The organism is uncultured Brevundimonas sp. (assembly GCF_963975535.1).
Lineage (GTDB): Bacteria > Pseudomonadota > Alphaproteobacteria > Caulobacterales > Caulobacteraceae > Brevundimonas.
Window position 1 is genome coordinate 1 of sequence record NZ_CAXBHE010000001.1, and the last position, 16,464, is coordinate 16,464.

Annotated in this window: 19 protein-coding genes; 5 read left to right on the forward strand and 14 right to left on the reverse strand. The window is 68.1% G+C overall.

Features of this window, described 5'->3' with window-relative positions; translation table 11 throughout:
• Nucleotides 1–58 precede the first annotated feature (58 nt).
• Nucleotides 59–1,387 carry an amidohydrolase family protein gene (locus AACZ75_RS00005; RefSeq protein WP_339870470.1) on the reverse strand — a complete coding sequence of 443 codons (1,329 nt, stop codon included), beginning with the start codon at nt 1,385–1,387 and terminating at the stop codon, nt 59–61.
• A gap of 127 nt (nt 1,388–1,514) precedes the next feature.
• Here AACZ75_RS00005 and AACZ75_RS00010 point away from each other — a divergent pair, with 127 nt between their 5' ends.
• Nucleotides 1,515–2,201 (forward strand): murein L,D-transpeptidase catalytic domain-containing protein, encoded by a 687-nt coding sequence (locus AACZ75_RS00010; protein WP_339870472.1) that lies wholly within the window; start codon nt 1,515–1,517, stop codon nt 2,199–2,201.
• A gap of 7 nt (nt 2,202–2,208) precedes the next feature.
• Here AACZ75_RS00010 and AACZ75_RS00015 read toward each other — a convergent pair whose 3' ends face one another.
• From AACZ75_RS00015 to AACZ75_RS00055, 9 genes are all read right to left on the reverse strand, one after another.
• The gene (locus tag AACZ75_RS00015) at nt 2,209–2,868 is read right to left on the reverse strand and encodes a hemolysin III family protein (RefSeq protein WP_339870473.1); all 660 of its coding nucleotides are present in this window, start codon (nt 2,866–2,868) and stop codon (nt 2,209–2,211) included.
• A gap of 542 nt (nt 2,869–3,410) precedes the next feature.
• Nucleotides 3,411–3,686, reverse strand: a complete 276-nt coding sequence (locus AACZ75_RS00020) for a type II toxin-antitoxin system RelE/ParE family toxin (RefSeq protein ID WP_339870474.1) — start codon at nt 3,684–3,686, stop codon at nt 3,411–3,413.
• Nucleotides 3,674–3,871: a CopG family transcriptional regulator gene (locus tag AACZ75_RS00025; protein ID WP_339870475.1), complete on the reverse strand. Its 198-nt coding sequence runs from the start codon at nt 3,869–3,871 to the stop codon at nt 3,674–3,676. Before AACZ75_RS00025 ends, AACZ75_RS00020 begins: the two co-directional genes overlap by 13 nt.
• A 92-nt stretch (nt 3,872–3,963) precedes the next feature.
• Nucleotides 3,964–5,238 (reverse strand): phosphoribosylamine--glycine ligase, encoded by a 1,275-nt coding sequence (gene purD, locus AACZ75_RS00030; protein ID WP_339870476.1) that lies wholly within the window; start codon nt 5,236–5,238, stop codon nt 3,964–3,966.
• 89 nt (nt 5,239–5,327) lie between these two features.
• Nucleotides 5,328–6,500 (reverse strand): carboxynorspermidine decarboxylase, encoded by a 1,173-nt coding sequence (locus tag AACZ75_RS00035; RefSeq protein ID WP_339870477.1) that lies wholly within the window; start codon nt 6,498–6,500, stop codon nt 5,328–5,330.
• Nucleotides 6,501–6,511: 11 nt separating this feature from the next.
• The gene (locus tag AACZ75_RS00040; protein ID WP_339870478.1) at nt 6,512–7,717 is read right to left on the reverse strand and encodes a saccharopine dehydrogenase family protein; all 1,206 of its coding nucleotides are present in this window, start codon (nt 7,715–7,717) and stop codon (nt 6,512–6,514) included.
• An 83-nt stretch (nt 7,718–7,800) separates the two neighbouring features.
• A complete protein-coding gene (locus tag AACZ75_RS00045; RefSeq protein ID WP_339870479.1) occupies nt 7,801–7,953 on the reverse strand; it encodes a hypothetical protein in 153 nt (50 codons plus the stop codon).
• Between the two features lie 49 nt (nt 7,954–8,002).
• Complete coding sequence (locus tag AACZ75_RS00050; protein WP_339870480.1) at nt 8,003–8,215, reverse strand: helix-turn-helix transcriptional regulator; 213 nt, start codon at nt 8,213–8,215, stop codon at nt 8,003–8,005.
• On the reverse strand, nt 8,212–8,688 hold the full coding sequence (locus tag AACZ75_RS00055) for a hypothetical protein (protein WP_339870482.1): 477 nt from the start codon (nt 8,686–8,688) through the stop codon (nt 8,212–8,214). Before AACZ75_RS00055 ends, AACZ75_RS00050 begins: the two co-directional genes overlap by 4 nt.
• Before the next feature lie 201 nt (nt 8,689–8,889).
• Between AACZ75_RS00055 and xseA the strand changes: the two genes are divergently transcribed.
• Entirely contained in the window at nt 8,890–10,509 is a 1,620-nt protein-coding gene (xseA, locus tag AACZ75_RS00060) for an exodeoxyribonuclease VII large subunit (protein WP_339870483.1), read from the forward strand.
• Between the two features lie 355 nt (nt 10,510–10,864).
• Here xseA and AACZ75_RS00065 read toward each other — a convergent pair whose 3' ends face one another.
• Together AACZ75_RS00065 and AACZ75_RS00070 are read right to left on the reverse strand one after the other, a co-directional pair.
• On the reverse strand, nt 10,865–11,359 hold the full coding sequence (locus AACZ75_RS00065; RefSeq protein ID WP_339870484.1) for a MarR family winged helix-turn-helix transcriptional regulator: 495 nt from the start codon (nt 11,357–11,359) through the stop codon (nt 10,865–10,867).
• Nucleotides 11,356–12,675, reverse strand: coding sequence for a serine hydrolase domain-containing protein (locus AACZ75_RS00070; protein WP_339870485.1), 1,320 nt, complete (start codon nt 12,673–12,675; stop codon nt 11,356–11,358). Before AACZ75_RS00070 ends, AACZ75_RS00065 begins: the two co-directional genes overlap by 4 nt.
• A 453-nt stretch (nt 12,676–13,128) precedes the next feature.
• On the opposite strand from AACZ75_RS00070, the gene AACZ75_RS00075 reads away from it, so the two are divergent.
• The 3 genes from AACZ75_RS00075 (at nt 13,129) to AACZ75_RS00085 (ending at nt 14,784) form a co-directional block, all read left to right on the forward strand.
• Nucleotides 13,129–13,332, forward strand: a complete 204-nt coding sequence (locus AACZ75_RS00075; protein ID WP_339870486.1) for a DUF2093 domain-containing protein — start codon at nt 13,129–13,131, stop codon at nt 13,330–13,332.
• On the forward strand, nt 13,329–14,159 hold the full coding sequence (locus AACZ75_RS00080; RefSeq protein ID WP_339870487.1) for a M23 family metallopeptidase: 831 nt from the start codon (nt 13,329–13,331) through the stop codon (nt 14,157–14,159). Before AACZ75_RS00075 ends, AACZ75_RS00080 begins: the two co-directional genes overlap by 4 nt.
• A 112-nt stretch (nt 14,160–14,271) precedes the next feature.
• Nucleotides 14,272–14,784 (forward strand): response regulator, encoded by a 513-nt coding sequence (locus AACZ75_RS00085; protein WP_339870488.1) that lies wholly within the window; start codon nt 14,272–14,274, stop codon nt 14,782–14,784.
• On the opposite strand, the gene AACZ75_RS00090 is transcribed toward AACZ75_RS00085, so the two are convergent.
• Together AACZ75_RS00090 and AACZ75_RS00095 are read right to left on the reverse strand one after the other, a co-directional pair.
• Nucleotides 14,754–15,686, reverse strand: coding sequence for a lipid A biosynthesis acyltransferase (locus tag AACZ75_RS00090; RefSeq protein WP_339870489.1), 933 nt, complete (start codon nt 15,684–15,686; stop codon nt 14,754–14,756). The two genes, AACZ75_RS00085 and AACZ75_RS00090, sit on opposite strands and share 31 nt — an antisense overlap.
• On the reverse strand, nt 15,676–16,446 hold the full coding sequence (locus AACZ75_RS00095; RefSeq protein ID WP_339870490.1) for an SDR family oxidoreductase: 771 nt from the start codon (nt 16,444–16,446) through the stop codon (nt 15,676–15,678). The genes AACZ75_RS00090 and AACZ75_RS00095 overlap by 11 nt, the downstream gene beginning before the upstream one ends.
• Nucleotides 16,447–16,464: the final 18 nt, after the last annotated feature.

The window sequence follows — 16,464 nt, forward strand, 5'->3', positions numbered from 1 at the left end:
CTCCCCCATTGGGGGAGGGGGACCAGCCGAAGGCTGGTGGAGGGGGCCGGTTCCGCCCTTACTCCGTCCGGTAAACCACCCCGCCCTTCATCACGAAGCGGACCCGCTCCAGCACGGTGACGTCGCTCAGCGGGTCACCGGACACGGCGATCAGGTCGGCGGGCATGCCGGGCGTGATCCGTCCGGCCTCGCCGGAAATCCGCAGATGCGCGGCCGCCACCACCGTGGCCGACTGAACGGCCTCCAGCGGTGTCATCCCGGCCCGGACCAGCAGGGCGAACTCCTGGGCATTGTCACCGTGGGCCGAGACGCCGGAGTCGGTGCCGAAGGCGATGCGCACGCCGCCGTCATGGGCCCGGCCCGCCATATCCAGCATCTTCGGACCGGCCTCCAGCGCCTTGGCCGTCTGGGCCGGGGTGAAGAAATTGTCCGGGCTGGCGGCGATGCGGGCCACGAAGTCCCCGGCCAGCAGGGTCGGCACCAGATAGGTACCCTCGCGCCGGAGCAGCCGGAGCGATTCCGCGTCCAGATAGGTGCCGTGCTCGATCGAGTCGCCGCCCGCGCGCAGGAAGGCATTGATGCCGTCGACGCCATGGGCGTGGGCCGTCACCTGGCGCCCCATCCGGTGCGCCACCTCAACGATGGCCGCCAGTTCGGCGTCGGTGAACTGCTGGCCCAGACCGGCGGCCGTGTTGGACAGCACCCCGCCCGTGGCCATGATCTTGATGATGTCGGCGCCCGACCGCACCTGGGTGCGCACCGCCCGCATGCAGTCGTCCGGTCCCGAACAGACGCTCTCGGGCGACAGCAGGTGCATGACATCGTCGCGATAGCCGTTGGCGTCGCCGTGTCCGCCATGGATCGACACCGTCGAACCCGAGGCGATGATCCGGGGTCCCGGAACGTCGCCGCGGCGAATGCCGTCCCGCAGGGCGAAGATCGCCTCGTTCGCCGCGCCCAGATCGGCCACGGTGGTGAAGCCGGCCATCAGGGTCCGCCGGGCATAGCCCGCGCCGGCCATGGTCCGGTCACTGCTCGAGTCGGTGACCTGCTGCAGACGCCCGTTCGGGTTCTGCTGGCTGGTCAGATGCACATGGCTGTCGATCAGGCCGGGCAGCACGAACCCGTCGCGCAGATCGACGGTCCGGTCACCGGTTTCACTGCCGGAAACGAAGCCGTCGCGGATTTCGACGACCTGGTTCCCTCTGATCACGAGAGTTTTATCGCGCAGCACAACCCCGCTCGACGGATCGGCCAGCAGCCGCCCCGCCTGCACGAACACGGTTCCCCCATCAGGCGAAGCTGTAGGGGTTTCGGACGTTTGCCGGGCGCTGGCCGGCGCGACAGCAAGCATAACGGCCGCAATGGCCAGCATTAACGGTTTCAATGAACCCTCCCTGAACAGTTGGGCACCATACTCGGATGACAGTTTCCGCCAAGGCTCCGGTTGAATCCGGGCCTCGGTTCATGAAACAACTGCTCACTGTTGTTGAAGCCGCGCGAAGGGGCGTCGCATGCGGATATCGAGACGAGGCATCATTCTTGGCGGTTCGGCCCTGCTTTCGGGCTGCGCCACGGCGTCGGCCGGAACGCAGTACGCGGCGGTGTCCGCCCCGCTGGTCAATCCGGTTCTGCCCGCCGCGCCGGTCTCCACCGCCCAGGTCATCGCCCCGCCGCTCGATCCCAACGGGATCGTGCCCCCGGTCCTGATGGCCCGCGCCATGGCCGCCCTCGACATCCACCATCGCCGCGTCCCGCTGCGCGACCGCATGTATCTGGTCGATTTCAAGCGCTTCTCGGGCGAGGAACGCCTGTTCGAGGTCGATCTGGTCAGCGGCCAGGTCAACGCCTTCCGCACCAGCCACGGCAAGGGGTCGGATCCGGCCCACTCCGGCTATGCCCGCAACTTCTCCAACACGCCCGAGAGCTACATGTCCTCGATCGGGGCCTATGCCACCGCCGGGGCCAACTTCGGCCCGCAGCAGGGACCCAACGTCCTGCTCGACGGTCTCGAATATTCCAACGACAAGGCCCGCGAGCGCGCCATCATCGTGCACGGTGCCGACTACGCCGATCCGGAATTCCTCGCCCGCGAGGGCAAGCTGGGCCGCAGCTACGGCTGTTTCTCGGTCTCCCACCTCGACCTTCCCGCCCTGCGCCAGCGCATGGGTGAGGGCCGGCTGCTGTTCGCCGGGGCGTAATCCCCGTCTAGCGTAAGACGGCCAGCAACACGGCCACCCAGTGCACCGCCGCCGCCACCACGACATGGCCGTGCCAGATCGCGCGCCGGTAGCGCATCTGCTTGTTGGCGTAGAAGATCACCCCCACCGAATACAGCAGCCCGCCGATCGCCAGCAGCACCACCGGGGCCAGGCCCAGGCTCTGCATGAACGGCTGGATGGCGATCACCATCACCCAGCCCAGGGCCAGATAGATGGCGATCCAGAAGCCCTTGCCCAGTCCGGGCAGCAACAGCTTGGCCGCCGCCGCCACGATCGCCGTGCTCCACACCGCCGCCGTCATCCCCCAGGCCCAGGCCCCGGTCAGATGCTGGGTCGTGAACGGGGTGTAGGACCCGGCGATCATCACGAAGATGCCGGCATGGTCGAAGCGCCGCAGCAGCGGCTGGAATCGCGGCGCGGCGAAATTATAGGCCGTCGACAGCCCCAGCATCGTCAGCAGCCCGACCGCATAGATCGCCGCCGCCGTCAGGCTGCCCGCGTCGCCGAAGCCGATGGCCAGACCCAGCAGCATCCCGCCCCCGACCAGCGCCAGCGCCAGTCCGGTCAGATGCACGATCAGATCGGCCAGCCGCTCGGCCCCGTCGCGGTAGTGGCTGGGGGGTTCAGGGGGCAGGGTGTCGGGCACGGGGGCGGTCTCCAGGGCGGGGTGCCGGGCAAGCGCCACGATAATGGCATGGGTTATGAGCGGGCGACACCGGTTCGAAATCGAGCGGGCGCGTGTCCATCCGGGCAGAAACAATGGATGACCGTGGCCATCCTGGCGTCTGCTTCTCGGCGGAGGCCCATGGCGAACTACGACCCGAAGTAGATGTTGCGTCGACGCTAATTTCAACGGCAAGCTGCGGTAGTTGGCGACCGCGCCTACACTGGAGTTGCCCGGGAAATGACTTGGCTCATAGGCGGGGTTACGTTGGGACTCATTTTGCCATGGTTTATCATGGGCTCCAGAATCAAAATGGCCACCGAGAAGCGAGGGGTGGCCGCTGGTTTCTGGGCTTGGCTCGGCGGAGCAGCCATCACAGTCCCATTGATGATCGGCATCCAGTGGATAGTGCATCTGGTGCTCTAGGCTAGCGAAGCGCCTGTACGCCTAACGTTGAGCCACCCCCCTTATTTCAGGGGCTGTCCCGAGGGGGCCATCGCTCAACGCACGGCCCGTGGGTCAGCCTATGGCTCCCGACGTCGCGCCGCGTGGCGGACCGACAGGATGCGCACCGCGTCACCCACGACGACGTAGCGGATGAGGTAGGGCGGAACCACCGTCAGTTCCCGACAGCTCGGTCCACTCGACCGTCCGCGATTCGGCATCGTTTCCAGGCTGTCGGCAGCCTCGACAATGGCGAGTTCGATCCGCGCCGCCGCCGCAGGACTGAAATCCCGCACGTAGCCGGTGATCGCCTCGAGATCATCCAGCGCCTCGTCCGACCAGTCTATTCGCCACATTTCGGCCGAGGCAGGGGGTGATCCGTCGACAGCGACAGCAGCCAACGCTTCACCGCCTCGTGGCTGACGAAACGACCGGCCTCAAAGTCCGCGAGGGCGCGCTGGTCGGACGCCTCGATCGCCGCCGCGTCCTCGACGTCGAAGACACCGGGCTCCTCGTCCATTTCATGGGGCGGTTCGGTCATGAGGTGACCTTACCACGGCACGCGACCCGGCTCACGCAGGCTCAACCTTTGATGAAGTCGAAAACCCCGGCTTCACCCAAGGGGTGAGCCCCCTACCCGCGCTCGACCGCGCGCCAGCCGATGTCGGTGCGGCAGAAGCCGCCGGGCCAGTCGATCTTGCGGATGGCGGCATAGGCCCGCTCGCGCGCCTGGACGATGTCGTCGCCCTCGGCGCAGATGTTCAACACCCGCCCCCCGGCCGCGACCAGCTGGCCGTCGTCGCGGCGGCGGGTGCCGGCGTGGAACACCTGCACGTGCGGGCCGAAATCCTGGCCGGCCCCGCGGATGATCGAGCCTTCCAGCGGACTGTCGGGATAGCCCTTGGCCGCCATGACCACGCAGATCACCGTCTGGTCCCTGAAGCCCAGCCCCGGCAGGCCCGAAACGTCGCCCTGGGCGCAGGCCAGCAGATAGGGCACCAGATCCCCGTCCAGCCGCATCATCAGCACCTGGCATTCGGGATCGCCGAAGCGGGCGTTGTATTCGACCACCTTGGGTCCGTCGGCCGTGGCCATCAGCCCGACATACAGAACCCCGCGATAGGGCGCGCCCTCGGCCACCATTCCCTTCAGCGTCGGCTGCACCACCAGCCGGTCGGCCGCCTCGACCAGTTCCGGCGTGAACACCGGGGCCGGCGAATAGGCCCCCATGCCGCCCGTGTTCGGCCCCATGTCGCCGTCGAACGCGCGCTTGTGGTCCTGGGCCCCGCCCAGCAGCACCGCCCGCTCGCCGTCGCACAGGGCGAACAGCGAGCCCTCCTCGCCGTCCATGAACTCCTCGATCACCACCCGCGACCCGGCGCTGCCGAAGCGGCCGCCCAGCATGCGCTCGATCTCGGCCTCGGCGTCGCGCCTGTCGGGGCTGATCGCCACCCCCTTGCCCGCGGCCAGGCCGTCGGCCTTGATCACATATGGGGGTTTGAACACGTCCAGCGCCTGCCGCGCCTCGTGCAGCCGCTCATAGACGCCGTAGCCGGCCGTCGGGATCTCGTGTCGCTCCATGAAGCTTTTGGAAAAGGCCTTGGAGGTCTCCAGCTGCGCCGCCTTCTGCGTCGGGCCGAAACAGGGGATGCCCGCGGCCGCCAGCCGGTCGGCCAGCCCCTTCTCCAGCGCACTCTCGGGCCCGACCACGACCAGGTCGGCCTTGATCTCCCGTGCCAGCGCCGCCAGTCCCTCGGCGTCGTCGCCCTTGACCGCGCGCCGCTCGCCCAGCTTTTCCATGCCCGGATTGCCCGGCGCGATGACCAGACGCTTGACCAGCGGTGACTGGGCGATCTTCCAGGCCAGGGCGTGTTCGCGCCCTCCCGATCCGACAAGCAAGATAATCATGCAGGCGGCATGACCGCCCCGGGCGGACGGGTCAAGCGGCAGCGGGATTCAAAGGGGCTTGCAGGCCGATATCCGCCGGGGCCGTGCCCTCAGGACAACCGGTCGCGGAAGTCGCTGTAGTCGAAGGTCCGCACCAGCCGCAGGGCGTCGGTCTCACTGTCCCACAGGGCGATGGCCGGCAGCGGCACGCCGTTGAAGGTGTTGGTCTTGACCATCGAATAATGGGCCTGGTCGAGGAAGGCGATGCGATCCCCCGGCTGCGGCGGCAGGGCAAAACCATAGTCGCCGATGATGTCCCCGGCCAGGCAGGACGGCCCGCCGATCCGCACCGTGACGCCGCCGTCGACCTCGCCCATCAGCGCCGGCCGGTACGGGGCCTCGATCACATCGGGCATGTGGCAGGTGGCCGAAATGTCGGTGATCGCCACCGCCAGGCCATTGTCGAAGGTGTCGAGAATCTCGCCCACCAGAATGCCCGCGTCCAGGGCGATGGCCTCGCCCGGCTCCAGATACACCTGCACTCCGTGCCGTTCGCTGATCCCGCGCACCAGGGCGACCAGATCGTCGCGGCGATAGTCGGCCCGGGTGATGTGATGACCCCCGCCGAGGTTCAGCCATTTGATTGACCCCAGCATCCCCGCCAGCTTCGGCTCCAGCGAGGCCCAGATCCGCTCCAGCGGCTCGAACCCCTGTTCGCACAGGGCATGGATATGCAGGCCGTCGACGCCCTCGAGATGCTCCGGCCGCAACTGCGACACCGGAAAGCCCAGCCGCGACCCGGTCTGGCACGGGTCGTATTTGGCCACCTCGGCCTCGCTGTGTTCCGGGTTCAGCCGAAGGCCGATGTCGAACACCGCACCCGCCGCCCGCGCATCGGCGATCAGGTCGGCGAACCGCGCCCTCTGCTCCGGCGCATTGAAGATCACCGTGTCCGACAGCCGCAGGATCTCCGGCAGGTCCGCCCGCTTGTAGGCCGGCGAATAGGTGGTCAGGTGGCCGTGATAATGCTCGCGCGCCAGCCGGGCCTCATACAGGCCGGAGGCACAGGTGCCGTCCAGATGCTCGCCGACCAGATCGCCCAGCGACCACATCGAAAACGCCTTCAACGCCAGCAGCACCTTCGCCCCCGACCGATCCCCCACATCCTTGAGGATGGACAGGTTGCGCCGCACCGCCGCCGCGTCGACCACGAAACAGGGCGACGGCACGCGGCCCAGGTCAAACTCTGCGAATGCGCCGGGACCGGCGGCCTGGGTTTCCATCGTCGGCCCGATCAGAACGGCAGCGGCGCGTCCAGCTCGCGCACCTGCCACGGCAGGCCGTGCTGGTTCAACATGGCCATGAAGGGATCGGGGTCCATCTGCTCCATGTTGAACACCCCCGCCCCCGTCCACTGGCCGGTCAGGATCAGGGCCGCGCCGATCATGGCCGGGACACCGGTGGTATAGCTGACCGCCTGGTTGCCGGTCTCGGCATAGGCGTCTTCGTGGTCGCAGATGTTGTTGACGTAGACCGTCTTCGGCTCGCCGTCCTTCACGCCCGTGGCGATGGTGCCGATATTGGTCTTGCCCCGGGTGATCGGGCCCAGCGAGGCCGGCTCGGGCAGCAGGGCCTTGAGGAATTCGATCGGGATGATCTCCCGGCCCTGGAACATCATCGGCTCGATCCGCGTCATGCCGACGTTCTCCAGCACCTCGAGGTGTTTCAGATAGGAGTCGCCGAACGTCATCCAGAAGCGGATGCGCTTGATTTCCGGATAGAATTTGGCCAGCGACTCCAGCTCCTCATGGTACATGAGGTACATGTTCTTCTGACCGACCTGATCGAAGTCGAACACCTGTTTGTGGGCCAGGGCCGGGCCCTCGATCCACTGGCCGTTCTCCCAGTGCCGCGACGGGGCGGTCACTTCGCGGATATTGATCTCGGGATTGAAATTGGTCGCGAACGGCAGGCCGGTGTCACCGCCGTTGCAGTCCAGGATGTCGAGCGTGTCGATCCGGTCCAGCAGGTGCTTCTTCGTCCAGGTGGCGAACACCGAGGTCACGCCGGGGTCGAAACCGCTGCCCAGCAGGGCCATCAGCCCGGCCTTCTTGAAGCGGTCCTGATAGGCCCACTGCCAGCTGTATTCGAACTTGGCCTGGTCGCGCGGCTCATAGTTGGCGGTGTCCATATAGTGGACCCCGGCCGCCAGACAGGCGTCCATGATGTTCAGGTCCTGGTACGGCAGGGCCAGGTTGACGACCAGCGCCGGCTTGACCGCCTGGATCAGGGCCGTGGTCGCGGCCACGTCGTCAGCGTCGATCCGGGCCGTGTCGATGGTCACGCCGGTGCGCGCCTTCACCGACTCGGCGATGGCGTCGCATTTGGACAGGGTCCGGCTGGCCAGGGTGATGTGCGAGAACACGTCCGCATTCATCGCCATCTTGTGGACCGCGACCGATCCGACGCCACCGGCACCGATAACCAACACCCTGCTCATCTGCAGATCTCCTGAACTTCATCGTCTGTGCGGCCTGTCGGCCGCCTTGGGGTGGGGGCCATATCACGACACGCGGGGGTCGGCTAACGACTCACGGCCGGAAAGTGATCCTGACGGCGAACGTGTCGGGCGATGCGCTCGACGATCCGGCCATCGCCGAACTCGGCCGCGACCTGATCGGGCGGCTGGCGGGCATCGGCGTGACGGAACGAGAGTTCCAGCCGGTCGCGCCTCACGCCCCTCCCCGCTGGCGGCGGTGTTGGCTGAAGCAGGCCGTGATCCTGATCAGGAGGCCCCGGACCTGGGCGGGTCCCGCTCGAACACCTCCTCGATCATGCACGCGAACGCGTCCGCGATGGCGAACGCCAACGGCAGCGATGGATCAAAATGGCCGTTCTCGATCGAGTTGATCGAATTGCGCGATACGCCGACCCGCGTTGCCAGTTCCGCCTGGCTCCAACGCCGATCGGCGCGGAGAATCCTAATCTTGTTTTTCACGAGGGCTCGCGCGAGCCCCGGGACATCAAGACGTGCCAGCCCAGACTAAGCAGCATGGTGCAAATCGCCTGTGTGACCACCACCGCCATGAAGCCGAAGGTGAAGGTCGTCACCACCAGGCGCGCATCCGGATTCGGCACGCCGCCCCAGACCGAGGCGCTGGAAACGATCAGGTCACGGACGGCCGGCACGGCGAGGAGCAGCGCGACCATACCAGCGCCGACCATCCAGCCCCATTGGCTCGAGAACCGCGCATTGCTTCTCTGCCATTCATCGATCTGGCGATCCTTAAGCACGGCGAGCGCGATACTGGAGACCACCGTCAGCGTGGCGGCGATCCCGGTCAGGAGAACACCGAGGCCCTCGGGTTGCTGCCTCAACCACGGAATGGCCGCGACGATCGCGATGGGTGGGACGAGCATGACGAGGGCGAGCGCCAGGATGCGCGATCGGTTAAGGGCGGGCGATGACATATGGGCTTCTCCTTGACCTGCGGCGCACCATCCTCGCGGCACGCCCGGCGGGTTGTGTCGCCAGGCAAAGTGAAGTTGCCCAGCTTTCTTGTCATAATGCCAAGCATACTTGTCATATAGTCACTGTAAGGTCAAGCAGCGTGGAGTCGGGTCACGCCCTCCCCCATTCCCGCCGCCGCCGCACCCCGCTAGTCTGCGCCGATGAGTGACGACTCCTATGTGTTCGAGGGCCCGGCGGACGGGCCGGAGCCTCCGCGCGACAACAATCCGCCGCTGTCGATCTCGGAGCTCAGCTTCGCGCTCAAGCGCACGCTGGAGGAACGGTTCGGCCACGTCCGGCTGCGCGGCGAGATCTCCAAGGTCAACCGCCACGCCTCGGGCCACATCTATCTGACGCTGAAGGACGACAAGGCCGCCATCGACGGCGTGGTCTGGAAGGGCTCGGCCCGCGGCCTCGGCATCCAGCCCGAACCGGGGCTGGAGGTCATCGTCACCGGCAAGATCACCAGCTACCCGGCTCGCTCCTCCTACCAGATCGTGATCGAATCGATGGAGGCGGCCGGGGCCGGGGCCCTGCTGGCCCAGCTGGAACGGCTCAAGGGCAAGCTGCGCGACGAGGGCCTGTTCGCGCCCGAGCGCAAACAGCCGATCCCGACCTTCCCCGCCGTGGTCGGCGTCATCACCAGCCCGACCGGGGCGGTGATCCGCGACATCCTGCACCGGATCGCCGAACGCTGGCCCTGTCATGTCATCGTCTGGCCCTGCGTGGTCCAGGGCGACGCCGCCGCGGCCCAGGTCGCCAAGGCCATCCGCGGCTTCGATGCGATGACCCCCGGCGGCCCCATCCCCCGCCCCGACGTGGTCATCGTCGCGCGCGGCGGTGGCTCGGTCGAGGACCTGTGGGCCTTCAACGACGAGGCCCTGGCCCGGGCCGTCGCGGCCGCCCGCATCCCGATCATCTCGGCCGTCGGCCACGAGACCGATACGACCCTGATCGATTTCGTCTCCGACCGTCGCGCCCCGACCCCGACCGGGGCGGCCGAGATCGCCACCCCGGTTCTGGCCGACCTGCGCTACACCCTGGCCGATCTGGACCGCCGCCTGACCGGCGCGGGTGGACGGCTGATCGAGGAGCGCCGCATCCGCCTGCGCGCGGTGGCCCGCGGCCTGCCCGCCCGGCCCGAGGACCTGCTGGCCCTGCCGCGCCAACGCCTCGACCACGCCGCCAGTCGTCTGGGTTCCGGCCTGCAGCGCGGCGTCGATCGCCAGACCACCCGCTTCGCTGGCGTCTCCGGCCGCTTCGGCCGCGCCCTGCTGGACCGGGTCATCGAACGCCGCACCGACCGTCTGTCCGCCGTGGGGGCCCAGCTGGCCCCGGCCCTGACCCGCGCGATCCAGACCCGCGAAACGGCCCTGATCCGGGTCACCGCCCGCCTGTCGCCCGAGCCCCTGCACCGCCGACTGGACCAGCGCGCCGCGCGGCTCGAGGCGGTGACCGCCCGCCTTGCCCCCGTTCTGCCCCGCCGCCTCGACGAGGCGGGCGTGGCCCTGTCGGCCCTGACCCGGGCCCTGGCCAGTCTCGACCCCGGCCGCCCCAAGCCCGGCTTCGCCCGCGTCGAGGACCGCGACAGCCACTGGCTGACCTCGGCCGCCGCCCTGTCGCCCGGCCAGGCTGTGCGTCTGGTCTTCGCCGACGGCGCGGCCGCGGCCCATGTCGACGGCGAGGATGACGGCAGCACCCCACCTGCGCCGCCCCGCCCCGCGCCCCGTCCGGCACCCCGCCCCAAGGCCCCGCCACCGGGCCAGGGCGATCTGTTCTGAGCCTCTACGGGCAGGACCGGCCCGAAGCAGACTCGCTGAATGTCCGCAACGGGGGGAGGCGGACCGAAGCCCGGACCATGCTAGGAGTCACGTATGCGCCAACAGCAGACTCGCGCGCGCAGCCGAAACGGCGACATTCAGCGATGCGGCGCTATTCCCGTCGGCTAGGGCGGTTCCTGACCCTCAGCAGCCATTCAGTTCGGCTGCTCAGGGCAAGCAGACCAGGGAACAGATGTTTCGTCTGCTGCTCAGTCTGGAGATCATGACGCTCGCATACCTGGTGCCGTGCGCCAGGACGGTCCTGATGTGGGAAGCAGGCTGCACCACGCGGTGCCGATGAACGCGGCCGCTCCAACTATGGCTGAGGCTGGTCCATGACCTCGACCACGGCGATCAGCCGGTCGTAGAAGGAGCTGCGGTCCAGGGCCTGATCCAGCTTGTCCAGCCGGGCGGCGACGTCGTCGGCCTCGCGGTTGATGGCCTCGGCCTCGCGATTCATGGCGAGCCACAGAGGGGTCAGGCGGGCGACCAGCGCTTCGCCTTCGGCGGTCAGGGATTGTCTGCGGCGACGCGCATCCCGGGGGTCGGGCAAAGCCCGCACATAGCCGGCCGCTTCCAGCGAGCGCAGCGACTGGCTGACCGAGACGTGAGTGATGCGCAGCGCGGCGGCGAGGTCGCCGACCGTCATCGGCCCGTTCAGGACGATCTGGTTCAGGACCCCGAACCACCGCTGCTCGAACCGGATGCCCAGCCGTGCGTAGGTGCGGCCGACGTCGCGGTCGATCCGCTCCGACAGGCGGCGCAACTGGGCACCGATGGCCGCGCCGTGGCCGCCCTTCACATCGGTCACGCGGGAGGCTCGATGACGGCGGCGACCTGCATGATCCGTTCGGCGGCGGCCGGATTTCCGCGATGGCGAGCTTTCGCCGCCTCGACCTCGAATACCGAGCGCGGTTCCAGGCCCTGCGGCCTCGCGTCGAACAGAGCCCGGGCGGCCGCCACGCTGTCGCCCCCGGCGGCCGCCGCCATCGCCATGCCCAGGCGCCAGGCGTCGGTCGCCGGGCTGGGTCCGCACAGGATGTCCTTCACCGCAACGTTCAGCGCCCAGTAGCCGTCGACCTCGCTGTTGCTCAGCATGGCGACGGTGACGTCCAGATCCTGGTAGCGCCAGACCTCCCCGGCGATGCCGAAATGGCCGCCGCTGTGCCCCACCATGCGATGGCCGTTGACGGTCTCTTCCATGAACCCCAGGCCGTAACGCGCCCGGCCAAGATCGAACAGACTGGTGGTCGCTATAGTGTACATCTGTGGCGACAGAAGCCGACCGTCGCCCAGGGCGGCGATGAAGGTCGACAGGTCCTCGACGGTCGAATAGGCGCCGCCCGCCGGGTTGCCCCGGAACTGGTTGACGAAGAGGTTGTTGCGCCAGGCACCGGGAACAGCCTCGTCGCGGGTGTAGCCGTCGGCCCGGTTCGGTACGACCAGATCAAGCGGCCAGTAGCCGCTGCCGTTCATGCCGAGGGGCTCGAAGATCGTGCGCCCGATGTGCTCGGCGTAGGTCTCGCCGGTCAGGGCCTCGATGATCAGACCCAGGATCACATAGCCGCCGTTGGAATAGCCCATCCGTTCGCCGGGCGTGAACTCCAGCGGCTGGTCGACGAACAGGGGCAGGAAGTCGCGAGTTTCGACGAAGGCCTGGGACGGCTTCTGCGCGATCGCCTCCCAGTAGCTGCCGACGCCGGAGCTGTGCGACAGCAGCTGGCGGACGGTGATCTGTTCGGCGATGGTGCGGACTGGATAGTCGGGCAGGTAGCGCAGGATCGGGGCGTCCAGGTCGATCCGCCTCTGCTCCACCAGGCGCAGGACCGCCGTGGCGGTGAACATCTTGCCGATGGAGGCGACGTTGAACCGGGTGTCGATACGGTTCGCTGCGCCGAACTCCCTCTCGGCCTGGCCCACCGCGCGCTGATAGACGACCTTGCCGCCGCGATTCAACATCAGGACGCCGGAGAAATCCGCCTCAATGATGGCCTGTTCCACGGCGGCGTCCAGACGGGCGGCGATGGAGCCCCCGCCGTCCCCTGCTCGACCAAGCCCCCCCCAGCTCAAGACGCCCAGCCCTGCGGTCGCGCCCATCACCCCTCGCCGTGTCATTCGAATGCTCATTGGAACCGTTCCGCTAAATATGTAGGCGCCTACCTATATAGCCATCGCAGGAAAACGCCAGCCCTGGAAGGCCTGGCGCACATCCCGATCTTCTCTGGAGAAAAGCCCGACGCCCTACGTTGCACCCAGACCAATGGCCTCGTCCGTCTCAAGGCCTGCGTCTTGGCGGCGCGAGCACAAACCGGACGTTCCCAAGGTCTCCTTTGAGTCAGGCCCGGACCTCCAGAGCGACTCCCCGGAAGGTCCGCAACGGGTCGACAGCCGACCTTCGGCCTTTCCCCAACAGCGGACGTCGGACGGTGCCAGCCCAACCCTGTCACTGAAATCTCAGCGCGAGCGCGGCGGGCCCTGTCAGGGTCGCGCCGCCATACGACAAACGATTGGTGAGAGGCCCATCTCCGCCCGCCGCCAAACCCGGTGGCACAATGCCCCCCGCGGCGGTATGATTCCGGAATGACCACACCCAAAGCCGCCGAAGAGGCCACCCTCCACTATGGCGATGGCGAGTTCGCCGTCCTGCGTCCGGGCCGCTTCGTGCGTTGCGCCGTCAGCGCCCGCGCCATCCCGCTGGAGGCCCTGCGCTACTGGTCGGCCGAGCGTCAGGAAGCCTATTTCAGCCCCGAGGAGGCCCGCAGCCGTCTGGCGGCCAGCCAGTGAACGCCGACCGTCGCGGCCTGCTCGCCGGGGCCGTCGCCACCCTGGCCGCGGGCCCGGCGCTCGCCCGGATGCAGGACACGCTGCGGCTGACCGGCAGCTTCGTCCAGGGTGGCCATGCCATCGGCACCACCTGGCCCGGGGCCCTGGTCTTCGTCGACGGCGAGGCCCTGGCCACCGCCTCGTCGGACGGGGCCTTCATCGTCGGCTTCGACCGCGACCAGACCGGCAGCGTCGTGCTCGAGGCCCGGTCAGGAGATCGCGCGATGCGCCGGGTGATCGACATCGCCCGCGTCGACTTCCCCAGCACCCGCATCAACGGCCTGCCCGCCGCCACCGTCACCCCGACGGATCCCGCCCTGCTGGAACGCATCCGCCGCGAGGTCGCGCTGAAGACCGAGGGCTTCGCCAGCCGTCTCGACGCCGACCATTTCCGCGACGGCTTTACCTGGCCGGTGACCGGGTTCCGCATCACCAGCCGCTGGGGCAGCCAGCGTATCCTCAACGGCACCCCGGCCCGGCCCCACTACGGCATCGACCTGGCCGCGCCGCAGGGCACGCCGATCCTGGCCCCGGCCGCCGGCCGCGTCACCCTGAGCCAGCCCGACCTGCATTTCGAGGGCGGCCTCGTCCTGATCGACCACGGCCAGGGCCTGATCACCGCCTATCTGCACCAGTCGCGCATCATGGTTGAAACCGGCCAGGACCTGCAGCGCGGCGATGTCATCGGCCGGGTCGGCATGACCGGTCGCGCCACCGGTCCGCATCTGTGCTGGCGCGCCAAATGGCGCGACCGGAATCTCGATCCGTCGCTGTTCATTCGCGCATAGCGCGCACGCCCGTTCCTTCAGGTCGTAAGTCCGTCAACCCGATGGACCGGCCGGGTGAATATGGCTAAAGACCGCCCGCACACATCGCTTAACCAGGGCCGATCCGAACCCGATGGCAGACCTTCAATCTCTCGAGATCCTGCTCGTCGACGACAACAAGCAGTTTCGGTCGATGACGTCGGCAATTCTCAAGGCCGCCGGCTGTCGCAATATTCGCGAGAGCCCGGACGGGGCCGCGGCGCTGAAATCCCTGCAGGACCGACCCTGCGATCTGGCGATCGTCGACTACAAGATGTCGCCGATCGACGGCGTGGAATTCACCCGTCTCGTCCGCAACAACACCACCGATCTCGACACCTTCCTGCCCATCATCATGATGACCGGCCATTCGGCCCGGCAGAAGGTGATGGCGGCGCGCGACGCCGGGGTGACCGAGTTCGTCACCAAGCCCTTCACCGCCAAGGCCCTGCTCGACCGGGTCCATGCGGTGATCCACAATCCGCGCCCCTTCATCCGCACCGGGGGCTATTTCGGCCCCGACCGCCGGCGCAAGCAGCTTCCGGGCTATACCGGTCCGATGCGGCGCAAGTCCGATCAGGCCAATGTGGTCGAACTGCCGGAATAGGCCGCCTTGGGCCACCGCTTGTGGACCCAGAACCAGTCGACCGGATGTTCGCGCACGCGCGCCTCGACGAAGTCCGTGATCGCCTGGACGCCGCGGGCGATGTCGGCGCTGCGGTCGCCGGTGGCCTCCAGGGCGATCGGCTCATGCACCGTCAGCCGGAAGCGCACACCCGGCAGCCGCGTCACCGACATCGGCTGCAGCACCGTGCCGAAGCGCAGCGCCAGCCGGCTGGGCCCGGGCGCGGCGTTGACCGGGTGACCGAAGAAGCTCACCTCGGGCCCCTCCGAGAATTTCTGGTCGTTCATCAGGGCCACCGACTCGCCGCGCTGCAGCCCGGCCAGCAGTTCGCGCGCCCCGTCGCCACCCTTGGGCGCGAACAATTTGACCCCGTAGCGGGCCCGGTTGGCCCGGATCTGGCGGTCGACATAGGGATTGTTGGTGGCGCGATAGGTGATCTGGCACGGAATGCCCGCCGCCAGGATCACCGCCGGCATCAGTTCGAAATTGGCGAAATGGCCCGAGACGAACACCACCGCCCGCTTCTCCGTGCGGATCGCCTCCAGCCGCTCGGCCCCGACGATCTCGATCCGCCCCGAGGCCGGGGTCAACCGGTCCATCATCGTCAGTTCGGCGAAGGTGCGCCCGGTCTGCTCCCACTGGGCCATGGCCAGTTGCGCCCGCTCGGCCGGGTCCATGTCCGGGAAGGCCAGGGTCAGGTTGCGCAGCACCGTGCGGTGGACGCTGGTCTTCGGCCCCAGGGCGCGCAGCAACCGCCCCCCCAGGGCCGAGGCCCGCTCCAGCCCCAGCGCCCGCAGACCGGCGATCAGGGTGGCGAAGGCCGCGGCCTGCAGCCGCCATATGACGTCCTGGCCGAACCCGGGTCTGTCGTCCCTACCAGGCAATGGTGATCCCGCCGTCCACCACCAGCGTCTGGCCGGTCATATAGGTCGAGGCCGGCGACGCCAGATAGACCGCCGCCCCGGCGATCTCGTCCGGCTGGCCGATCCGCTTCAGCGGCGCGGGATCGGTGGCCAGCTTCAGGATCTCGGGGTTCTCCCACAGATAGCGGGCGAAGTCGGTCTTGATCAGGCCCGGCGCGATACAGTTGCAGCGCACGTTCGACGGCCCCCATTCGACCGCCAGGTTGCGCGCCAGCTGCATGTCCGCCGCCTTGGACACATTGTAGGCCCCGATCAGGGCATTGCCGCGCAGGCCGCCGATCGACGAGACGATGATCACCGACCCCTCTTTCCGTTCCAGCATCTGCGGCGCGACCATCTGGGTCAGCCAGTGGTTCGAGACCACATTGTTCTGCAGGATCTTGTTGAACTGCTCGTCATTGATGCCCGACATCGGCCCGGCATAGGGGTTGCTGGCGGCATTGCAGACCAGGATGTCGATCTTGCCGAAGGCGGCATTGGTCTCGTCGACCAGTCGCTGCAGGTCGTCCTTGGAGGCGATGTTGGCGGGGATGGCGATGGCCCGGCCCGCGCCGTGCCTGGCGTTGATCGCCTGGGCGACCTCGTCACAGGGGCCGGCCTTGCGCGACGAGATGACCACCTGCGCCCCGTGTTCGGCCATCCGCTCGGCGATGGCCTTGCCGATGCCCTTGGACGAGCCGGTGATGACGGCGACCTTGCCGGTCAGATCGAACAGTTCCATGCGAATCCCTGCAATTCT